Here is a 20,877-nt window from a genome sequence, read left to right as displayed (position 1 = left end):
GGGGCGTCAATAGCGAGTTAAGGGATCGTTGAAGTCGCCTCGAATTCGCCCGCGACCTGCTGCTCTGGCGCGCCGTGGTGAATCCGGCCGCCCAGCTGGGCCAGTGGCAAACCGCCGCCGCCCCATCGTCTGGCGATGATGTCGGCCGCGATCGAGACCGCGGTCTCCTCCGGCGTTCGAGCGCCCAGGTCCAGCCCGATCGGGCTGGCCAGCCGGCTCAGCTCGGCGTCGCTCAGCCCGGCCGCCCGCAACCGCTGCATCCGGTCGTCGTGGGTGCGGCGCGAGCCCATCGCCCCGATGTAGCCGACCCGCGGCAGCCGCAGCGCCACCTCGAGCACGGGGACGTCGAACTTCGCATCGTGGGTGAGCACGCAGATCACGGTGCTTTCGTCGACGGCGCCCGCCTCGGACTGGGCGGCCAGATAGCGGTGCGGCCAGTCGACGACGACATGCTCGGCCGCCGGGAAACGCGCGCGGGTAGCGAACAGCGACCGCGCGTCGCACACCGTGACCCGGTAGCCGAGGAAGGCACCTTGCTGGGCGAGGGCGGCGGCGAAGTCGATAGCGCCGAAGACGAGCATTCGCGGCCGCGGGGCGTAGCTGGAGACGAAGACCTCCATGCCCTCGCCGAGCCGTTGCCCGTCGGGACCGTATTTGAGCACCTCGCTGCGGCCCACCGCGAGCAGTCCACGCGCGTCGTCGGCGACCGCCGCGTCGGCGCGCGCCGATCCCAGCGATCCCGCCTCCGAGTCACGACGGATGACGAGGCGCCGGCCGATCCGCTGCGGATCGGGATGGGCGATGACGACCGCGACCGCGACCGGGCGCTGCGCCTCGACGTCCTCGGAGAGCGTCTCTAGTTCGGGAAAGGTTGCCTGCGACACCGCCTCGACGAAGATGTCGATGACGCCGCCGCATGTCAGGCCCACCGCGAAGGCGTCGCCGTCACTGACCCCGTAGCGCTCAAGCCGTGGCGTCCCGGTCTGGGTCACCTCCGTGGCCGCTTGGTAGACAGCGCCTTCCACGCATCCGCCCGACACCGACCCGCTCACCGAGCCGTCCGGCCCGACCACCATCGAGGCTCCGGGCAGCCGCGGCGCCGAGCGGAAGGTGCGCACCACGGTTCCCACACCAGCGGTGCCACCAGCGCGCCAAATCTTCATCAACTCGGCAAGCACGTCTCGCACAAATCCCAAAGTAGGCTCACAACCATGACTCCGGCTCAACTTCGGGCCTATTCGGCGGTGGTTCGGTTGGGCTCGGTGCGAGCCGCCGCCGCGGAACTGGGCGTTTCCGACGCCGGGATCTCGATGCATGTCGCGGCGCTGCGCAAGGAACTCGACGACCCGTTGTTCACCAGAACCGGTGCGGGGCTGGCGTTCACGCCCGGCGGGCTACGGCTGGCCAGCCGCGCGGTCGAAATCCTGGGCCTGCAGCAGCAAACCGCGATCGAGGTCACCGAGGCGGCACACGGGCGCCGGCTGCTGCGCATCGCGGCGTCGACGGCGTTCGCCGAACACGCCGCGCCGGGCCTGATCGAGTTGTTCTCGTCGCGGGCCGACGACCTGTCGGTGGAGTTGAGTGTGCATCCGACGAGCCGTTTCCGTGAGCTGATCGCGTCACGCGCCGTCGACATCGCGATCGGTCCGGACAGTGAGAACTCATCGCCGCCTGACGAGTCGATCTTCGTGCGGCCCTTCCTCAAATATCAGATCATCACCGTCGTCGCACCGAATAGTCCACTGGCCGCGGGCAATCCGGCGCCGGGGCTGCTTCGCCAGCAGCAGTGGATGCTCGGGCCGTCGGCGGGCAGCGTGGACGGCCAAATCGCAAACATGCTGCGCGGCTTGGCAATTCCGGAGTCACAGCAGCGGATCTTCCAGAGCGACGCGGCGGCGCTCGAGGAGGTGCAGCGGGTCGGCGGTGTCGCGTTGACGATCGGTTTCGCGGTCGCCAAGGACCTCGCCGCGGGCAGACTGGTGCACGTGAACGGCCCGGGTCTGGACCGGTCGGGTGAGTGGTGTGCGACAACGCTCGCGCCCGCGGCGCGTCAGCCCGCGGTGTCGGAGCTGGTCCGCTTCATCACCACGCCGCGGTGCATCCAGGCGATGATTCGCGGCTCCGGTGTCGGGGTGACGAGGTTTCGCCCGAAGGTGCACGTCACGCTGTGGAGCTGACGGCGGCTCTTCGCCGGCTCGAGTGTGCGCTGACGGCTTTGAGTGTGCGTCCAGGGCGGCCCCTATCGGCGTGACGGCGCCCTGAGCGCACACTCGACACCCTGAGCGCACACTCGACGCGGCAGACGGGAGATCACCAGGCGCGGTTGAGGTCTCCGTGCTGGCGGATCCAGGCGTGCATCGCGATCCCGGCGGCGACGCCGGCGTTGATGCTGCGCGTCGAGCCGAACTGGGCGATCGACACGGTGACCGCCGCACCGAGGCGGGTGTCGTCGGTGATGCCCGGCCCCTCCTGACCGAACACCAGCAGACATTCGCGCGGCAGTGCGACTTCCTCCAGGCGTGCGGCGCCCGGCACGTTGTCCACCGCGACGACGGCCAGCCCGGCGGCCGTCGCGAAATCCAGCAACTCGGCCGTGCTGTCGTGATGGCACAGCCGTTGATAGCGATCGGTCACCATGGCGCCGCGGCGATTCCAGCGGCGCCGCCCGACGATGTGCACGGTGTCGACCGCGAACGCATTGGCGGTGCGCACCACCGAACCGATGTTCGCGTCGTGGCCGAAGTTTTCGATCGCGATGTGCAGCGGGTGCCGGCGCTGGTCGATGTCGGCGATGATCGCCTCCCGGGTCCAATATCGGTAGGCGTCGACGACATTGCGAGTGTCACCGTCGCGCAACAGAATTGGGTCATACCGTGGGTCGTCGGGAAGCTCGCCTGCCCAGGGCCCGACGCCGGCCGCGGGTGGTACCGCCCATTCGGTGGGTCCCGGCCCGGACTCGCTCATCGCTGGCTCATCGCGACGTCCACACCCCGGCATGGGTGCCGACGATCGCGACCGTCGCATACAGCAACGCCTGGTTGATTTCGCCCTGGGTGCACAACGACGCCGATACGCGCACCGCGTCCAGCGAAGCGTCGGGCAAGATCAGCACCGACGACCCGTACACGGCACACGCCGGGTTCAGGCCGCTGCCGGGAACGGTCGGCGAGGCGAGCAGCATCATCGGGCCGCCGCGGCGGGCGGAGTCGTCGCGGTATCGGGCCGCGACGGCCTCGGCCTCCAGCCCGAGCAGCATGTAACCGGCGCCGGTGAAGGCTCCTGGATCGCCGAGTTGCGCGTTGGTCACCGGTTTACCGTCGCCGTGCCAGGCCGACAGGCTGGTGGTCTTGACGACCAGGCCGGTGTCGTTGACGTTGGTCGGCATCAGCCCCACCGGAAACGCCGCGGGGTAGGCCGCGGAGGTGTCGGCGATCCGGTCCCGCTCCGAATAGCTGTACACGCCGCGCACCTGGCTGCGGTCCGTCAAGGGGCCCAAACACACCGCGCCGGTCAGCCGGCCGGGGGGCGCCGACAGCGGCGTCCGGATGTCGTTCGCGGTGGCCATCGCTTTGTCGCAGCTGCCCAGCCCGGCGGCTTCCATCGGGTGGGCGAGCGCGCCGTAGAGCCCGAACCGGATGTCCTCCGGTTTGGCGTGCGGCGCCTTGGGATCGGCGGGTGAGGCATCGACGTCGACCAACACGTAGTCGCCGTCCCAGCGCAGGTTCGACACCGACATGTTCCAGCCCAGCAGCGCCAGCGATTCACCCAGCCGCGCGCCCTGCGCTCCGTACGGCGCCACGGCGTGGTTGGACCCCGAGCAGCCTGTCAGGCAGGTGGCCGCACAGATTGCTATCGCAAGAAACCGGCGCACAGCGACGAAGCCCTAGCCCAACCCCAGATCGGCCAGGCCCAGCACGCTGCGATAGAGCAGGCCCTCGGCCTGGATGGCCTCCGCGGCACCGGTGGCGCGGTCCACCACGGTGGCCACGCCGACGACTTCGGCTCCCGCGTCCTGCACGGCATGCACCGCCGTCAGCGCCGACCCACCGGTGGTGCTGGTGTCCTCGACGACCAGCACCCGTCGGCCGGAGACCTCCGAGCCCTCGATAAGCCGTTGCAGGCCATGGGCTTTCGCGGACTTACGCACCACGAACGCGTCGATCGGGCGTCCGGGCGCATGCATGATGGCGGTCGCGACCGGATCGGCGCCCAGCGTCAGCCCGCCGACGACCGAGTAATCCCAGTCGGCGGTGAGTTCGCGCATCAGCACCCCGATCAGGGCGGAGGCCCGGTGGTGCAGCGTGGCCCGGCGCAGGTCGACGTAGTAGTCGGCCTCTTTGCCCGACGACAGCGTTACCCGGCCGTGCACCACCGATAATTGACGCACCAGCTCGGCTAGTTCGTCGCGGTCAGACATATTGCGGCGCAATAGCTTTCAGCGCTGGAAGTTGCTGGCCTGCTGGCCGTTACGCCCGGTCGACGACGGGGGGCGCCGGATGGCTTCGGTACGGCCCTCGTCATGGCGGGTCGGCTCCGGGGCACGGCGCGCGGTGTCTCCCAGCAACCCGGAAACATCCTGGGCCGAACGCCGCGGCGGCAATTCCGCCCGTCCGGCGGGCGCCAGCGGGCGACTCGGTGCCGCGCTGCGCAGTCCGGCCGGCTCGTCGCTCTCGGCAGGCACCGGCGGCAATACGCGCAGCAGATCGTTGAACTGACGCACCGTGCGCAGACCCTCGTCCCACTGGGTGCGCGTGCTGGACACCGGCATCGCGACCAGCGTCCAGTTCTGCTCGTTCCACATGATCTCGGCGCAGTCCGGCGCGGTGTGCGCGAAGGTGACCATGCGCCGGTCGCAGGCCCGCCGGGCCGCGTCCAAGTTCGTCGAGTACACCATCCGCGGGCCGATCGCGCCCAGCAGCCAGATGTCGCTCTCGCGCGGTTCTTTCAGTCCTTTGAGCCGCAGGTCGACGACCACGTTGGTGCCCACCTTGCGATGCAGCGCGATCACCGTGGCGACTTCCTCGAGATCGAAGATGTACACCGCTTCGCCGCGGATCTGTCCCAGCACGACGTTGTGGGCGGAAACATCTCCCACCGTCGACATCACGCCGCGCTTCCAGCGCTTGAGGATGTCGGTCGATTCGCGCTCGTAGTCGAAACCGTGCGAGCGCGCCCACGACTTGCGGCGCCTGCTGCGCCCCCGCCGACGGTCGACGTCGACATACAGCAACACCACCGCGCCGACGAAGCACAGCGCGGAGAGCGTGAACCAAAGGGGGACCATCCTAAGTAGCGTATCTGCTACCCCGCCCGAACCGAGAATGCGACCTGGTCACAACCACATTAAGGTTTGCCAGGACCTCGACGAGGAGAACCTCGTGTTCAGCGTGGGGGCGCAGGTCGAGCGTTGCGGCGCCACGGCCAATGGCAAAGCCGACGCGGGATACGGGAGGATTTCGCCGTCCTGTCCCCGTAGGGTTCGGCCATGGGCTACCAGGGCTACCAGCTGATTCGCGTCGCCGCGGCCGACGGCGTTTGCCGGGCGACGATCGACAACCCCCCGATCAATCTGCTGGACGTGCCGCTGCTGAACGAGTTCGACCGACTGGCCCGCGAGGTCGCGGCCGACGACGCGGTGCGTGTGCTGATCGTCGACTCGGCCGACCCGGAGATCTTCATTGCCCACGCCGACGTCGGGCTGATCCTTGACCTGCCCGCTGACGATGTCGGGCTGCACGACGAGCTGACGCCGTTTCACGCCATGACGGAGCGGATCCGGACCCTGCCCCAGGCCACGATCGCGGTCATCGAGGGCGTCTGCCGCGGCGGTGGCTGCGAGTTCGCGATGGCCTTCGACATGCGATTCGCCGCGATCGGCGCGACGGTCCTGGGTCATCCCGAGTTGGCGGTCGGCATCATCCCGGGCGGTGGCGGCACCCAGCGGCTGCCCCGGCTGGTGGGCCGGGCGCGCGCCCTGGAAGTCATCCTCGGCTGCCTGGACATCGACGCCGAGACCGCCGAGGCCTGGGGATATGTCAACCGCGCGCTGCCGGCCGACAAGCTGCGGCGATTCGTCGACAAGCTCGCCGCCCGCATCGCGTCGTCGCACGCGGTCGCCATCGCCAACGCCAAGCGTGCGGTCGACGCCGCCACCACAGACCTGCCGACCGGGCTGCGCATCGAGGATCAGCTGTTCCGCGAAACCCTCGCACAGCCGAAGGCCCGCGAACTGCTCCAGGCAGTAATCGACGCCGGCGCCCAGACCCGTGACTTCGAGCTGGGCGACCGGCGCCGCTAGTGGGAACACGCGCCGTGAGAGCACGTTCGGCGCCAAGGGGGATCAGCCGAGGATCAGGCCGTCGCCGTCCGGGCTGACGTTGACCGGAACGGTGTCGCCGTCGTGCACGTCACCGGCCAGCAACAACTTGGCCAGCTGGTCGCCGATGGCCTGCTGCACCAACCGGCGCAGCGGCCGGGCGCCGTACACCGGGTCGAACCCGCGCTGGGCGAGCCACTGCTTGGCCGGCAGCGACACCTCCAGGGTGAGGCGGCGCTGCGCCAGCCGCTTCTGCAACTGGGCCAGCTGGATGTCGACGATCGAGACCAGCTCGCCGGGTTCGAGGCCGTGGAAGATGATCACGTCGTCGAGCCGGTTGATGAACTCCGGCTTGAACGCCGAGCGCACCGCGGCCATCACCTGCTCCTCGCTGCCGCCGGACCCGAGGTTGGACGTCAGGATCAGGATGGTGTTGCGGAAGTCGACCGTGCGGCCCTGCCCGTCGGTCAGCCGGCCCTCGTCGAGCACCTGCAGCAGCACGTCGAACACGTCGGGGTGCGCCTTTTCGATCTCGTCGAACAGGATCACCGTGTACGGGCGCCGCCGCACCGCCTCGGTCAGCTGACCGCCCTGGTCGTAGCCGATGTACCCGGGCGGGGCACCGACCAGGCGAGCCACCGAGTGCTTCTCGCCGTATTCGCTCATGTCGATGCGAACCATCGCCCGTTCGTCATCGAACAGGAACTCCGCCAGCGCCTTGGCCAGCTCGGTCTTACCGACGCCGGTCGGGCCCAAGAACATGAACGAACCCGTCGGCCGGTTGGGGTCGGCGACCCCGGCGCGGGAGCGGCGCACGGCGTCGGACACCGCGGTCACCGCCGCCTTCTGCCCGATGACGCGCTTGCCCAGCTCGTCTTCCATCCGCAGCAGCTTGGCGGTCTCGCCTTCCAGCATCCGGCCGGCCGGGATGCCCGTCCACGCCGACACCACATCGGCGATGTCGTCGGGTCCGACCTCCTCCTTGAGCATCACGTTCTCGCGGGCCTCGGCGTGTGGCAGCGCGGCGTCGAGCTTCTTCTCCACCTCGGGGATGCGCCCGTAGCGCAGCTCGGCCGCCTTGGCCAGGTCGCCGTCGCGCTCGGCGCGCTCGGACTCCCCGCGCAACGTTTCGAGCTGCTCCTTGAGGTCGCGGACGATGTCGATGGCACTCTTCTCGTTCTGCCACCGGGTGGTCAGCTCGGCCAGCTTCTCCTTCTGGTCGGCCAGCTCGGCGCGCAGCTTCTCCAGCCGCTCCTTGGACGCCTCGTCCTCCTCCTTGGCCAACGCCATCTCCTCGATCTCGAGACGGCGCACCAGGCGCTCGACCTCGTCGATCTCGACGGGCCGCGAGTCGATCTCCATCTTCAACCGGGAAGCGGCCTCGTCGACGAGGTCGATGGCCTTGTCCGGCAGGAAACGAGCGGTGATGTAGCGGTCCGACAGCGTGGCCGCGGCCACCAGCGCGGAGTCGGTGATCCGCACACCGTGGTGCACCTCGTAGCGGTCCTTCAGGCCGCGCAGGATACCGACCGTGTCCTCCACCGACGGCTCGCCGACCAGCACCTGCTGGAACCGGCGCTCCAGCGCGGCGTCCTTCTCGATGTACTTGCGGTACTCGTCGAGCGTGGTGGCGCCCACCAGCCGCAATTCGCCCCGGGCCAGCATCGGCTTGATCATGTTGCCGGCATCCATCGCGCCTTCACCGGACGCACCGGCGCCGACGATCGTGTGCAGCTCGTCGATGAACGTGATGATCTGTCCGGCGGAGTTTTTGATGTCGTCGAGCACGGCCTTGAGCCGCTCCTCGAACTCGCCGCGGTACTTCGCGCCGGCCACCATCGAGCCCAGGTCCAGGCTGACGACAGTCTTGTCGCGCAGGCTGTCCGGCACGTCGCCCGCGACGATGCGCTGGGCCAGGCCCTCGACGATCGCGGTCTTACCGACGCCGGGCTCACCGATCAGCACCGGGTTGTTCTTGGTGCGCCGCGACAGCACCTGCACGACGCGGCGAATCTCGTTGTCGCGCCCGATCACCGGATCGAGCTTGCCTTCGCGCGCGCGGGCGGTCAGGTCGGTGGAGTACTTCTCCAGCGCCTGATACGTCGACTCGGGATCGGCGCTGGTGACCCGGGCGCTGCCGCGGACCTTGACGAACGCCTCGCGCAACGCCTGCGGAGACGCGCCGTGCCCGGTGAGCAGCTTGGCGACGTCAGAGTCGCCGGTGGCCAGGCCCACCATCAGGTGTTCGGTGGAGACGTATTCGTCGTCCATCTCGGTGGCCAGCTGCTGGGCGGTGGTGATCGCCGCGAGGGATTCGCGGGATAGTTGCGGTTGCGAGCTCGATCCGCTGGCCTGAGGCAGCCGTTGCAGAAGTTTTTCGGCTTCGGCGCGGATGGTCGCGGGCTCGACACCGACAGCTTCCAGCAGCGGCGAGGCGATCCCATCGTTCTGTGTCAGCAGCGCCAACAGCAGATGAGCCGGCCTGATCTCGGGGTTACCGGCGGCGCTGGCCGCCTGTAACGCTGACGTCAGAGCCGCTTGCGTCTTGGTGGTCGGGTTGAAAGAGTCCACGACACCTCCGTTCGGGTATAGGGAAAATGCTTGTCGCGTTGTTCAACGCCGTCAAGGTTGAGTCTGTTCCGCTCAAGTTTAGAATTTTTCTGCTCGAAGCGATAGGGGACTTTGGTCCATGAATCAGACGGATAAGGACCTCGCGCCGCCGCCGCGCAGGGTTCCGGTCGCGTTCCGGCTCGCCGAGCTGCTGCCGTTTCGCTGGTGGTACGTCTGGACGCTGCTCGCGGTTGCGATCGCCCCGATCGTCCTGTGGATCCACCGGCCGGCGGCCTTCGCCGTGGCGGCGGTGCTCACCCTGGCAATGATTTATGCCGTGCACCTGTTCGGCGCGCGGGTACGAGTCGGATTGCTCAAGTGGGGCCGGGTCGCAACCGTCACGGGTGCTGAAAAGTTTTCGCGTGCACAGCATTTCAATGCGCGACTGCCGATGGCACATGAATGGAGGGTCACCCGGGAGCGCTGGAGCGGTCCCAACACCACGACCAAGGTGTCCTACACACTCGACGGCCACCAAGGCGAGCTGGTGGCGCGCGGTCGCGAATACGCCGACGGGGTGATCCTGGCCGACGTGCGCAATCCGGCGCGGGCCCGTTGCGTGACCGCTTTCGCCTACGACCTGGACCGCGACCAGACCGGCAACTGGGCCGGCGCGCTTGGCCCCCGGCTGCGGGTGCGGATGGTCTGCTGGCTTCTCATCGTGATCGGCTGGCTGGTCGTAGCGGGTCTGGCGGCGACCGGGACCCGCACCACCGACCTCGCCGGCGGCGGCCTGCCCACGAAGGTCCCCAGCTACGGCACCTTGCAGGTCAACGGGTCCGGCACCACGAAGACGATCCCCTGCAACGGCGGCTACCTCTCGGTGAGCGGCGCGAACAACACGGTCACCGTAACGGGTCACTGCACCAGCCTCAGCGTGTCCGGCAAGGGGAATCGCGTCACGATCGACAACACGGACGCGATCAGCACGACGGGCACCGACAACGTTGTCACCTATCACTGGGGCTCACCGAATGTCGCCAACACCGGAACGTCGAACACCGTCGGCCAGGGCTGACGTGCCTGGGCGAGCTTAGAATTGGGCTCCGTGGGATTAGAGGACTCCGATGCGCTGCGGGTACTGCGCGACGCGCTGGCCCCGGACGACTCGGGCGCCGGCGGCGAGCTGGTCCATCGCTTCTACACTCACTGGTTCGCCGTCGACGGCTCGGTGCGCGACCTGTTCCCGCCCGAAATGGACGCCCAGCGAGCCGCTTTCGGCCACGCACTGCACTGGGTTTACGGCGAGCTGGTAGAGCAGCGCGCCCAGGAGCCGGTAGCCTTCCTCGCCCAGCTCGGCCGGGATCACCGCAAATACGGTGTGCTGCCGGCACATTACGAGTCGCTGCGGCGGGCGTTGCGGACAACACTGCGCGCCCACTTGGGCCACCATAGCCCCGGGGCCTGGACAGCTGCCGTCGACGAAGCCGCCAACCAGTCGCTGAACCTGATCACCGGAGTGATGAGCGGGGCCGCCGACGCCGAAGAGGGACCCGCGTGGTGGGACGGCACCGTCATCGAACACCAGCGGGTATCCCGGGACCTCGCGGTCGTGCGGCTGCGACTCGACCACCCGATGCACTATCACCCGGGTCAGTACGTCAACGTCCAGATTCCGCAATGCCCGCGACGGTGGCGGTTTCTCAGTCCCGCCATTCCCGCCGACCCCGGCGGCGGGATCGAGTTTCACGTCCGTCAGGTACCCGGCGGCCTGGTCAGCACCGCGATCGTCAACGAAAGCCGACCGGGCGACCGGTGGCGGTTGTCCAGCCCGCACGGTGGCTTACACGTCGACCGCGACGGTGGCGACGTCCTGATGGTGGCCGGCAGCACCGGATTGGCTCCGCTGCGCGCGCTGATCATGGACCTGTCCCGCTACGCGAACAACCCGCGGGTGCACCTGTTCTTCGGCGCGCGCTACCGCTGTGAGCTTTACGACCTGCCGACGCTGTGGCAGGTCTGTGCCCATAACCCCTGGCTGTCGGTCTCGCCGGTGTCGGAATACAACAGCGACCCCGCGTGGGCCGTGGACTACCCGGACGTCACGCCGCCGCGCGGCCTGCATGTCCACCAGATCGGTCAACTCCCCGAGGTGGTCACCAAATACGGCGGATGGGGCGACCGACAGATCCTGATCTGTGGTGGACCGAAGATGGTCCAGGCGACCAAGGCCGCGCTGATCGCCAAAGGCGCCCCGGCGGAGCGTATTCAGCACGACCCGCTCTACCGCTAGCGGTCGTCCGATTCAGGCTAGGCTGACCGCGTGCATGTGGTGACCCTGCGCGACCCCACGTCATCGGTGGCCGCACAATTCGTGCCGGACGCGGGCATGATCGGCATCTCGCTGACCGACTCCGGGGTGGAGTTGCTCGGTCAGCGGCGCGGCCTGGATGCCTACATCGAAGCCGGCAAGACCATGGGCATCCCGATTCTGTATCCCTGGGCAAATCGGCTGAGCAGCAACACCTATACGGCTGAGAACGTGACCGTCGAGCTGACACCGGGTGAAAACGGGGTGCGCGCGGACCCCAACGGGCTGCCCATCCACGGCACGCTGGCCGCCTACCCCGACTGGCGAGTGGTGGCCGAGTCGACCAACGAGCTGACCGTCGACGTCGACTTCGGTGCCGAGCCGCGGCTGCTGGCCGGCTTCCCGTACCCGCATCTGCTGACGGTGTCGGTGCGACTGGCCGACCGGACGCTGACCGTGCGCACCACCGTCACCGCAACCAGCGACACCGCGGTGCCGCTGTGCTTCGGCTTCCATCCGTATCTTCGGGTGCCCGACGCGGCGCGCGGCGAGTGGATCATCGAGACACCGCCGCTGCGGCATCTGAGCCTCGACGGACGCGGCCTGCCCACTGGCGAATTCTCCCAGCAGCCGGCCAAGAAAGAACCCTTGGGCGACAAGGCTTTTGACGACGCCTACGACCAGGTGGCCGAGGGAGCGGTATTTGCGGTGTCCGGCGGCGGGCGGCGGCTGGAAGTGCATTTCGAGCAGGGGTATTCAGCGACCCAGATCTTCGCACCACCCGGTGAGGAGCTGGTCTGCTTCGAGCCGATGACCGCGCCCACGGACGCGCTGAGCCGCGGCGGCTACCGTACCGCGCGACCCGGCGAGCCGGCGGTCTCGGTGTTCTCCATCCGGATCTAGCAGTCATGCGCCCCGAGGTCGAGCAGCTGCTGCAGCAATGGAACTCGGTGCTGTCACTACTCGACGAGCAGGTCGAGCGGATGCGCACCGAGGCCTTCGCGGTCAGCGATCACACCGGCACCGTCGAGGTAACCGTCAACGGTCAGCTGCGCCTGGTCGACCTGCGCATCGATCCGGGGATTCTCGGCCTCGGCGCCCGGGAGGTGTCCGGACGAATCAACGAAGCCCTTAGCGAGGCAACAGTTTTCGCGAATGAAAACGTCGACGCCGAAGTGAGCGAACTGGAGAGCCGGGTCGTCGAGGCGCTGGCGAAGCTGCGGGATTTGCCGCCGGCGAAGTAACGGCTCAGGCCGTCCACACGCGCGGCGCTTCCCGGTGCGCAGCGGGCGCCACCAACTCCGCCTCGCCGTCGGCGTCGATGGTGTAGGGAAATATCAGTCCGATCGCCACCCCGTCGCGGTGTTCGACGGTGATCTCGATGCCGTCCCGATTCCTTTCGGGCAGAGTCACATTCACTGCTACCGCGGCGGCGCGCAGGCTGTCCTTCAGATCGGCGACGGCGCGCCACTGCGCGGCGAGCTGATCGCCGATCGGAAGATCCTGGCCACGGGGATAGTTGGGCGCGATGGCTTGGCGCTCGCCCGCATTGGATACCGCGAGTGCGAAAGGCAGGAACTCCCCCGCCGACGCGATGCGCTGCAGCGCGAAATCTACGGCAGCGTCGACCAGGCCATCGAGATCGGCTTGGGCTTCTGCTGTCACGTTGTCGCGCCAACCGGCCATGCGGTTGAGGGTAGCCTGAATCAGGACCTCTTTCGAAAGGTGCGGGGGATGGCGGGGAATGAGCTACGGGCCTACTGTGCGGGGTTGACACACGCGTCCAAAGTGGCCACCGATGCGGCCGACGAGATCGAGGGCCTGCGTGCCAGGCTCGGAACGCAGATGGATGGCCTCGGCCGCACCTGGACCGGACAGGCGGCCAGCGCGTATCTGAGCATTTGGGCCGAGATCAACGACGAGTGCGGCGACATGCTCGGCGACTTGCGCTGGATCGGAGATTCGCTGTCCGCGGCAGCCGCGGCCTACGCGAAAATGGAAGGCAGCGGGGCCAACGCACTCGGCAGCATCGCGCCCCCGGCGAGCGGGCTCTGATCGTGGCGCGGCGCACCGTCAACGAGGCCGAGCTGGTGGATGCGGCCGACGCTTTGCGGCAGTTCTGTCAGACGATGAAGGACCGCCTGAACGAAGTCGCCACCGATCTGAAGGGCTTGCAACAGACCTGGGAAGGCGTGGGATTCGACGCGTTCCTCCAGCGTCTACAGCATTGGCAGCACTGGGCCGACGAGATGAGTGAGGTGGTGTTCGACATGCACCTCAACGCGCATATCGCCCACCGCAACTACGTGCACAACGCCGAGGTCAACACCGCGATGTGGGGCGGATAGCTGCCGGACTGTTCGACGGCAAGTTCGACGGCCCGAACTCCGAAGGGATGGCCTTAACACGCAACGACTTCGGGAACGGGTCGGGCAGTGCAGCGAGTTGGCCGCGGTCGGCGGGCTCGTCAGTAGGCACGTATAGGGCGCCCTCGTCGTAGTAGGTCGTGCCCTCGGACGGCAAGTAATCACCGGCCAACGAAAGATAGTCACTGCCCAGCCAGGTCCACCAGGTCGGCGGGTCCGGCAAGCCGAGAATTCCGTCGGGGCCGCGCAGCGTGCCGCTGCGGTCCCAGCTGAGATCCGGGGGCCCGGACAGCCTGTGGTTGCGCAGCACTTCGCCGGTGGCCAGCAAGCTGCCGCGTCGTCGGGCGTACTCGACGAAGAAGCGCCGCACCGTGTTCCGCCACCGCGGTTCGTCCAGCGGCTCGGCCGCCACCCGGAGATGGTCGACCATGTTGCCCCCATACACATTCGAGTACAGCCCGCCGTCCAGGCACGGCAGCGTCGCGGTGAACCAGGCTACATCGGAGTAGGTGGAGACTAATTCGTCGTCACCGTCGCGGTCCAGCCGGTGCTGGTAAGGGTGGTAGCTGCCAAAGCGGCGTGGAAGCGCCTCGGGCAGAAGCTTTCTCGCAAGCTCGAGCCAGATCTTGGGTGCGCTGCGGTCCGATTCCGGGGAGTACCAATGCAGATCGAGTATGCGGATCAGCTCGGATGTGGGGCGCGGCACTTTGCGGGCACGTTTGGCACCGAGGATGTCCTCGGTCTGCTCGTCGATCGCCACGCCACCCGCGGCCACGGCCAGCGCTTTCGCGAAGCGCCGGGCGGGCTTGATCTCGGCGGGGCTGCTGCCTTCGACGATCACCTGCCAGCTGGTGGTGGGTTCCAGCACGTGCGGCACTACGTCGTCGGGCACATCCTCGGGATCGATCTCGTGGGGCCCGAACACGGTGAACGCATAGTTTTCCTGTTTGCCCCGCAGCACCCTCACCTCGTGATCACTGCTGTCGCCGACGGCCAGGCCGGGAATCGACGCCACGATCGTGGCCAGCGCGTCATCGCCGATGCTGGTCGGGGCATAGACCGTGAGGTCGTAGGACATGGCGTCGACGCTCCTGCTCAGGTGACTAACGCATAGACCCAGGCTGCCATAGACTCAACCGCCAGTCGTGAGAGTGGGGCGGGGCTACCGGTGACGGACGTCGATCCAGAGTTGTTTTACGACGCGGCCGCTGCCTATAAGGAGAACAGCGACCACACCGCGGCCGCGCTGAACAAGCTGACCGGAGTGCACGCCGCGAACGGGGCCGGCACCCACGGAGTCGGCCCGCAGTGGGCGACGGCCTATGACACCGCGGCCGACGAAGTCGGGCAGGTCGCGTACCGGCTGGTGAACGCCTTTCACAATCTGGGCAGCCTGCTGCGCCAGGACGGGGTCAACCACGACGAAACCGAAGAGGCCTCGACGCTCAACCAGCGGGATGCCTACGGGGCGCCGATCACGCCGCCGGGCGAGTCCGCGGGGACATTCATCGACGCCGCCGTGAAGGTGAGCTCGGTGGCCGGAGGCGGCGACCCCGAGCCGCCGCATTGGGATTTGGTCGGCGGTCAGATCACCGACGGCTGGCCCGACGGGCACCCCGACCAGTTGCTGTCGGCGTCGGCGGCCTGGGAGACCTTCGGTCACGATCTGGTGGGCATCGACGATCAGCCGGGCCCGGAGGAACAACGGCTGATCGTCGACGTGGAGGCGGCCGAAATCGCCTTTGTCATAGACCGACTCAACGAAGCGCGCATCGTCAGCACCGATATCGCGGGCGCCTGCGGCGACATGTCGCGCGCGGCCAAGGATTACGGCAACGAGTTGAAATCGGTCAAGGACGACATGGCATTTATCGTCAAATGTCTCTACCTGATCGTGACGGCCCTGGATGCCTACCCGCCGCAATTGCATCTGATCGCCGAGACCATCAAAAACACGTTCATCGCGACGGCGGTCACCCAGATCAACGGGCTCAACGCCGCGCTGCGCGTCACCGCCACCTCGTCGATGAAGGACTTGGGAGTCGCAGCCACGGCGATGGGCACCGCACTGCCGGCGGTCAAGTCGATCCTGGCGCTGGTGCCGCGCGGCGTAACCCCTACGCCGACGCAGCGGGTCAACGACAACCGGCGCAAGGGCCGTCGCGCCGAAGAGATCGCCGGCATCGACCAGACTACAAAGCGGCCGATCCAGGTGACGGACCCGAAGACCGGCGCCCAGCGGACCCGGATCCCCGACGAAATCGATGACGAAAACCACGTAGTACGCGAGGTCAAGAACGTCCAAAAGCTGGAAACCACGCAACAGATCCGCGACATGGCCCAGTGGGCGCGAGACAACGGATACAAACTTGTCATCGTGGTGGACAAGGGCCGCACCGACGCTGGCACAGTGGAGCAGAGATTGAGAGACGAATACCCGGGGCTGAATGTGACGATCGACGCGAGCCAGAACCTGTCATGAACAAATACGGAGATGACCCCCAGACCTGGCCGGAATGTCGACAGGCGATGAAGCGCGAGCTCAACGAAGCCGGCATCCCCGAAGATACGGTGTGGGAATTGGTCAACTCCCGCAACGACTATCCGGAGGCAGTACCGATCATCGTTGACTGGTTAGAGCACCTCGACGAACGCGTGCCACCGGATGAGGACCGCCGTGCGTGGCGCGCCGGGCTACTTCGAAATCTGATCACCAAACACGCCAAGGGCAACCGCGCAGCCGCCGATGTTCTGTTTCATCAGTTTGAAATTGAACCTCCGCTGACCAATCTGGAACTCGAGGCGGCAGGTTTCGCACTTGCCGAAGTGGCCGACCGCTCCGACTTCCCGCGAGTAGCCGAGCTGATCCGTTCGGGGCGAGACTTTCCCACCAAGTCAGTACTGGTTGAATGGCTCGGCCGAATCAAAACCGAAGAAGCCAAAGATCTTGCGGTGAGCCAACTCCCGTACCCCAGCAGGCGAATCCCGGCCATGCGCGCCCTGGTCCGCCAAAAGGCGACCGGGGTGCGCGACGCGGTCGCTGCGTACCTCGACGACGAACACGAAGTCTTCCGTAAAGAAGCGCAAAAGACTCTGGACAAGCTTCCCGAAGACTGAAATCCATGATCAGGCATCCATTACAAATGACGAGAGTGTCAATAACACGGCGTTGGGGAGCCGGCTGAATAGCTGGGAGTGACCTTCCGCATCTGCTGAAAATCGCGCTGCTGAACGGTATTCTTGGCCCATCCTGGGGATAGGGCACAGGAGGAGCGGGTTGGTCGCTGGCGACAGCGTTGCCTCGATAGACGACTTGCTGGAACGCGCGGTGCGGGCCATCAACGCTGGAGACCGCGCGACCGCGACCACGTTGGCCGGGCAGGTGCTGTCGGTCGACCGCAGTAACCCTGAGGCCGAGGACCTGCTCAGCGCACCCGCCAACTACGGCGAGATTCGCCGGCTGACAATTTTGGTGGCCGACCTGGTGGATTCGACGGCGCTGTCCACTCGACTAGAGCCCGAGATCTATCACACCCTGGTCGGCCGCTACCGGGAGCAGGTGACCCGGACTGTCGATCGCTACGAGGGACACATCAGCTCGATCAAGGGCGACGGATTGTTGGCCGTGTTCGGGCATCCCAAGGCACATGAGGACGACGCACGGCGAGCCGTCGCGGCGGGGCTCGACATCATTCGTGTCGTCGCGCAGCTCAGCAAGCGAGCTCAAAGCAAGTTCGGCGAGACCATCGACGTTCGAGTCGGCATCCACCGCGGCCTGGTTTATCTCGACACCGACCAGGACGACGTTTACGGGTTCGCCGCGAATTTTGCCGCGCGCGTTTCGGGTTTGGCCGAGCCGGGCACGGTTACGGTGTCGGATGCGGTTGCGCCCCTGGTGGATTACCTGTTCGAACTCGAAAATCGTCCGGCCGCAGCGGTGAAGGGCGTCGACGGTTTGATCAGCTACCATCAGGCGCTCGGTGAGCGACCCGACGCGGCCCCGGTGCGTCGGGTACCGCTGATCGGGCGTGACCGCGAGCGCGACTGGTTGCGGCAGAGTTGGCAGCAGGCGTGCGACGGGACGCTGACCAACCCCGGCATCGGGTTTTGGGGAGAGCCGGGAATCGGTAAGAGCCGACTCGCCACTGAGGCAGCCGAATTGGTGCGGAGTTCGGGCGCACCGGTGATCGAGCTGTTCGGTTCCCCGCTGCACACCGACACCGGCTTGCACCCGATACGACGGCTGATCGAGCGTCGATGCGGCATCACCCGGCTCACTGCCGGGCGCGAACGGCTGAGCTTGCTGCAGGACGAATTACGCAGCTGCGGAATGGAATCCGACAATATGGTGCCGCTGTTCGCTCCGATCATCGGTGTGGGCCCCGAGCAGGGCTATAACCCGGCCGCCGTAGAGGGCCGAGCCCTTTACGAATTGATCAAGACGACTGTTCAGCAGTATCTGCGGGCCTGCATCGGGGATCAAGCCGGGCTCGTGATCGCCGAGGATCTGCACTGGTACGACCCCTCCACCCTGGATCTGGTCAACTCGCTGCTCACCTGCACCGACGGACGACTACTGGTGGTACTCACCGGCCGTGACGGCGATTGGCTGCGAACAGATTGGCCGGCAACCTATTTCGATCTCTCACCACTGACCGACGAGCAGTCCGATGCGCTCATCAGCGCATTAGCCCCGGCGGTGACCGAAGACCAGCGCGCGGCAGTGCGCAACAGATGCGACGGTGTGCCGTTCTACATCGAACACGTCGTCGGTGAGCTCGATATCTCGGCAGGGGTGCCCGAGGCACTGTACGAGTCGCTCTTCGCCCGGCTGCACCGCCCGCACGCCGATGTAGTGCCGGTGGTGGAGGCGGCCGCGGTCATCGGGCGCGCCGGCGATCTCGCGTTGCTGCGGTCGGTGGTCGGAACGACCAATACCACCGTCGACGCCGTCGTCACCGAACTTGTGCGGGCCCGAGTGCTCGAGCGGCGCGGAGACAACCGGTGGCGTTTCCGTCATGAGCTGTTTCGCGAAGTGGCCGCCGAGCTGGCCCCGCCATCGCAGGCTCGGGACTTGCATGCCCGTGCAGCCCGCGCTCTGGTCGATGCGGCCGTCGGCGCCGAGCCGGATTGGCCCCTTGTCGCAAGCCATTTCGAGCAGGCGTGGCACTACAAGGAAGCCGTCGAGGCCTATCGGAAGGCTTCGGTGAGCGCCCGACGCCGGGGCGCCATCCATGAGGCGGTCGCATGCCTGACCAAGGCGATCGACGATCTGGCTCGAACCGCGGCGGGACCGCAGCGCGACCGCATGGAGATCGCCATCCGGATGGAACGCGGGTTCCTAGCGGGTGCAACGCACGGCAGCATGAGCGGTGAGGGACCCGCCGACTTTCAGCGCTGCTTGGCGATAGCGAGCGACGGAAACTATGAAGAGGAACTGCTGACTACGCTTACCGGCCTCATCGGCTACTACGTGCCGCGGGCCGAACTGCGTCGAGCCCACGAGCTGATCGACTCACTGTCCGCCCGAATCATTAAGAACCGACCCTGGAGTCACCCGGCAATAGCATCGGTATTGGGTTCCGTCGTCTGGTTAGAAGGTGACTTCATGGGCGCCCGCGAACACCTGATGCAGGCACTGGCTGACAGCTCCGCGGCCGATCCAAACGTGCTGGACACCGCGTGGTGGGTGAACGTCGACCCGATCTCGTTGGCGCACACGTACATGGCCCTGACGCATACGGTGTGCGGCGACCTCGACCGTGCCAACACCCAGTTGACCGATTCATTCCGGCGATGCGATGGCCTGGGCTTTCCACGGAATGCCTACAACCGGGCGAATACCTACTACATGGAAATCTGGGTGCGGTTGGAAAACAGCCAAATAGACAAGGCCGAGAAGCTGGTGGCGGAGCTGCGAATGCTCAGCGCGCAGTCGGGACTTGACGTATGGCAGTTGGTCGGTAGAACCGAACACGCGGCGGTAAAGGCACTAATCGCGCTGAGAGACAACGAAGATGCGGCCACGCTGGCCGCCCGCGCGGAGAAGCTGGCACGGTGGGTCGACGGCTCCCGACACATGCACCTCAATATGTTTCTCACGTTTCACGATGCGATCGTCGGCCGCCTGCTGATTGCTGCTGGCAGGCCCGACCTGGCACGGAAACGATTAGAGATGGCGCTGCAGCACGCGGAACAAACGGGCATGCACTTCTACGATGGCGAGCTGATGCGCGTGCGGGCACAGACGTTCGCCGACGCGCAAGTGCGTCGCAATGCCCTGACGGCGGCACTCGACTTCACCCGGCAGCAAGGCGCGACGCTCTTCGAACTGCGCTGCTGTTTAGATCTTCTCGACCTCGACGGCAGTTCGGATCGGAGCATGCTCGTTGACGTCGTCCGCCGCTTTCCCGGCGACACTCGATGGCCGGAATACGCCCGAGCAGAGAGCATCCTCTCGAAGTCTTGCGGTCGCAACTAGATCAGCGGTATCCCTTCTTAGGCTTGTACGGGGTATTCGATACGTCTTCGAGCGCTCGCAGGTTGCTAACCACGTCTCGGCATTCATGCTTACCAATGAGACGCACGAGTGCAGGGAACGGAGTAAACCGTCCGGGCGGCTGCAGATACCAGGAACCAAGCGCCGCCGTCCAGGCTTCCTGGTGCACTGTTCTCTCAACGACACTCGACGAGTGCGTCGCCAGATAATAGGCGAAATCCCATGCCCCCCTGCGCAATTGCCTCAGCGAACGCTGCAGAAAGCCGATCTCGCCCGGTATCAGCCAGCGGGTCCAGCGTATCTCCGGTGAAAGCTGGTCGATGACCCTGAGAACGTCTGGTAATTGCTTGAACAGGATGGTGTTGACGCGGTCGTAATCGTCCGCCAAGCTGTCCATCGAGTTAGGCGCGACGGCGAAAACTGCGAGCCCTAGGTCGAACGTAATGTGGGCATTCATCCCAGCCATCAAGTGCTGCAGAATGATCGCCTGACCGTCGTGGTCGCCGACGAACGAGACCGTCCATGGCAGGCTTGAGCCATCACCCTTGGCCGGGTGAAAATAGGCATTCAATGCATTGAAATATCGAGTGGCGAAAGCGATGTCGAGTGCTTCCATTCGAGGCCCGTCATCGAAGACCTTGTCGTTGACCGCGTCGCGAATCGCCAGCGTCGTCCGCTTGTAAAGAACCGCAAAGTAGCCGATGTGACTCTTGGTTTCGGTTGCCCAGCCAATGATCTCGTCGATGTTGCGTAGTACGTCGTCGATGGTTTTGGGTTCATTGAGCCGGTTGAGTCGGAGCGCCGAACTGGCAGGTATGGGAGCAGACATACCGAA

20 protein-coding genes are annotated in these 20,877 nt (G+C 66.4%); 11 read left to right on the top strand and 9 right to left on the bottom strand.

Features of this window, described 5'->3' with window-relative positions; all coding sequences use genetic code 11:
- Nucleotides 1-17: 17 nt before the first annotated feature.
- Nucleotides 18-1,187 carry an XdhC family protein gene (locus tag ACAG21_RS00260; protein ID WP_370494064.1) on the bottom strand — a complete coding sequence of 390 codons (1,170 nt, stop codon included), beginning with the start codon at nt 1,185-1,187 and terminating at the stop codon, nt 18-20.
- Nucleotides 1,188-1,211: 24 nt separating this feature from the next.
- On the opposite strand from ACAG21_RS00260, the gene ACAG21_RS00255 reads away from it, so the two are divergent.
- Nucleotides 1,212-2,177, top strand: coding sequence for a LysR family transcriptional regulator (locus tag ACAG21_RS00255; protein ID WP_370494063.1), 966 nt, complete (start codon nt 1,212-1,214; stop codon nt 2,175-2,177).
- A 133-nt stretch (nt 2,178-2,310) separates the two neighbouring features.
- Here the strand turns inward: ACAG21_RS00255 and ACAG21_RS00250 are convergent, their stop codons facing one another.
- From ACAG21_RS00250 to ttfA, 4 genes are read right to left on the bottom strand one after another with little or no spacing between them, the layout of a single operon-like run.
- Nucleotides 2,311-2,964, bottom strand: a complete 654-nt coding sequence (locus ACAG21_RS00250; protein WP_370494062.1) for a TrmH family RNA methyltransferase — start codon at nt 2,962-2,964, stop codon at nt 2,311-2,313.
- Between the two features lie 7 nt (nt 2,965-2,971).
- The gene (locus tag ACAG21_RS00245) at nt 2,972-3,871 is read right to left on the bottom strand and encodes a hypothetical protein (protein WP_370494061.1); all 900 of its coding nucleotides are present in this window, start codon (nt 3,869-3,871) and stop codon (nt 2,972-2,974) included.
- Nucleotides 3,872-3,883: 12 nt separating this feature from the next.
- Nucleotides 3,884-4,417, bottom strand: a complete 534-nt coding sequence (gene pyrE, locus ACAG21_RS00240) for an orotate phosphoribosyltransferase (protein ID WP_096284212.1) — start codon at nt 4,415-4,417, stop codon at nt 3,884-3,886.
- Between the two features lie 18 nt (nt 4,418-4,435).
- Entirely contained in the window at nt 4,436-5,284 is an 849-nt protein-coding gene (gene ttfA / locus ACAG21_RS00235; RefSeq protein WP_370494060.1) for a trehalose monomycolate transport factor TtfA, read from the bottom strand.
- A gap of 201 nt (nt 5,285-5,485) precedes the next feature.
- Here ttfA and ACAG21_RS00230 point away from each other — a divergent pair, with 201 nt between their 5' ends.
- Nucleotides 5,486-6,298, top strand: a complete 813-nt coding sequence (locus ACAG21_RS00230) for an enoyl-CoA hydratase/isomerase family protein (protein ID WP_370494059.1) — start codon at nt 5,486-5,488, stop codon at nt 6,296-6,298.
- A 42-nt stretch (nt 6,299-6,340) separates the two neighbouring features.
- On the opposite strand, the gene clpB is transcribed toward ACAG21_RS00230, so the two are convergent.
- On the bottom strand, nt 6,341-8,887 hold the full coding sequence (gene clpB / locus ACAG21_RS00225) for an ATP-dependent chaperone ClpB (protein ID WP_370494058.1): 2,547 nt from the start codon (nt 8,885-8,887) through the stop codon (nt 6,341-6,343).
- Nucleotides 8,888-9,005: 118 nt separating this feature from the next.
- On the opposite strand from clpB, the gene ACAG21_RS00220 reads away from it, so the two are divergent.
- From ACAG21_RS00220 to ACAG21_RS00205, 4 genes are read left to right on the top strand one after another with little or no spacing between them, the layout of a single operon-like run.
- On the top strand, nt 9,006-9,944 hold the full coding sequence (locus ACAG21_RS00220) for a DUF3060 domain-containing protein (protein ID WP_370494057.1): 939 nt from the start codon (nt 9,006-9,008) through the stop codon (nt 9,942-9,944).
- A gap of 30 nt (nt 9,945-9,974) precedes the next feature.
- Complete coding sequence (locus ACAG21_RS00215) at nt 9,975-11,159, top strand: FAD-binding oxidoreductase (RefSeq protein ID WP_370494056.1); 1,185 nt, start codon at nt 9,975-9,977, stop codon at nt 11,157-11,159.
- 30 nt (nt 11,160-11,189) lie between these two features.
- Complete coding sequence (locus ACAG21_RS00210) at nt 11,190-12,080, top strand: aldose 1-epimerase (RefSeq protein WP_370494055.1); 891 nt, start codon at nt 11,190-11,192, stop codon at nt 12,078-12,080.
- A gap of 5 nt (nt 12,081-12,085) precedes the next feature.
- Entirely contained in the window at nt 12,086-12,421 is a 336-nt protein-coding gene (locus tag ACAG21_RS00205) for a YbaB/EbfC family nucleoid-associated protein (RefSeq protein ID WP_370494054.1), read from the top strand.
- A gap of 4 nt (nt 12,422-12,425) precedes the next feature.
- Here ACAG21_RS00205 and ACAG21_RS00200 read toward each other — a convergent pair whose 3' ends face one another.
- The gene (locus ACAG21_RS00200) at nt 12,426-12,863 is read right to left on the bottom strand and encodes a hypothetical protein (RefSeq protein WP_370494053.1); all 438 of its coding nucleotides are present in this window, start codon (nt 12,861-12,863) and stop codon (nt 12,426-12,428) included.
- Between the two features lie 48 nt (nt 12,864-12,911).
- Between ACAG21_RS00200 and ACAG21_RS00195 the strand changes: the two genes are divergently transcribed.
- Together ACAG21_RS00195 and ACAG21_RS00190 are read left to right on the top strand one after the other, a co-directional pair.
- Nucleotides 12,912-13,232 (top strand): WXG100 family type VII secretion target, encoded by a 321-nt coding sequence (locus ACAG21_RS00195; protein WP_370494052.1) that lies wholly within the window; start codon nt 12,912-12,914, stop codon nt 13,230-13,232.
- A gap of 2 nt (nt 13,233-13,234) precedes the next feature.
- Complete coding sequence (locus tag ACAG21_RS00190; RefSeq protein WP_370494051.1) at nt 13,235-13,525, top strand: WXG100 family type VII secretion target; 291 nt, start codon at nt 13,235-13,237, stop codon at nt 13,523-13,525.
- Here ACAG21_RS00190 and ACAG21_RS00185 read toward each other — a convergent pair.
- Nucleotides 13,500-14,621 carry a hypothetical protein gene (locus ACAG21_RS00185; protein WP_370494050.1) on the bottom strand — a complete coding sequence of 374 codons (1,122 nt, stop codon included), beginning with the start codon at nt 14,619-14,621 and terminating at the stop codon, nt 13,500-13,502. The two genes, ACAG21_RS00190 and ACAG21_RS00185, sit on opposite strands and share 26 nt — an antisense overlap.
- A gap of 90 nt (nt 14,622-14,711) precedes the next feature.
- Here ACAG21_RS00185 and ACAG21_RS00180 point away from each other — a divergent pair, with 90 nt between their 5' ends.
- The 3 genes from ACAG21_RS00180 (at nt 14,712) to ACAG21_RS00170 (ending at nt 20,024) form a co-directional block, all read left to right on the top strand.
- Nucleotides 14,712-16,025, top strand: coding sequence for a putative toxin (locus tag ACAG21_RS00180; protein ID WP_370494049.1), 1,314 nt, complete (start codon nt 14,712-14,714; stop codon nt 16,023-16,025).
- Nucleotides 16,022-16,660 (top strand): hypothetical protein, encoded by a 639-nt coding sequence (locus tag ACAG21_RS00175; protein ID WP_370494048.1) that lies wholly within the window; start codon nt 16,022-16,024, stop codon nt 16,658-16,660. Before ACAG21_RS00180 ends, ACAG21_RS00175 begins: the two co-directional genes overlap by 4 nt.
- Before the next feature lie 160 nt (nt 16,661-16,820).
- Entirely contained in the window at nt 16,821-20,024 is a 3,204-nt protein-coding gene (locus tag ACAG21_RS00170; protein WP_370494047.1) for an adenylate/guanylate cyclase domain-containing protein, read from the top strand.
- A gap of 1 nt (nt 20,025) precedes the next feature.
- On the opposite strand, the gene ACAG21_RS00165 is transcribed toward ACAG21_RS00170, so the two are convergent.
- Entirely contained in the window at nt 20,026-20,871 is an 846-nt protein-coding gene (locus tag ACAG21_RS00165; protein WP_370494046.1) for a DUF5995 family protein, read from the bottom strand.
- Nucleotides 20,872-20,877 lie beyond the last annotated feature (6 nt).

Origin of the sequence: Mycobacterium sp. pR1184, assembly GCF_041287235.1 — a bacterium.
In the GTDB taxonomy this organism is placed as follows: domain Bacteria; phylum Actinomycetota; class Actinomycetes; order Mycobacteriales; family Mycobacteriaceae; genus Mycobacterium.
This window is presented reverse-complemented; position numbering and strand designations above follow the sequence as displayed.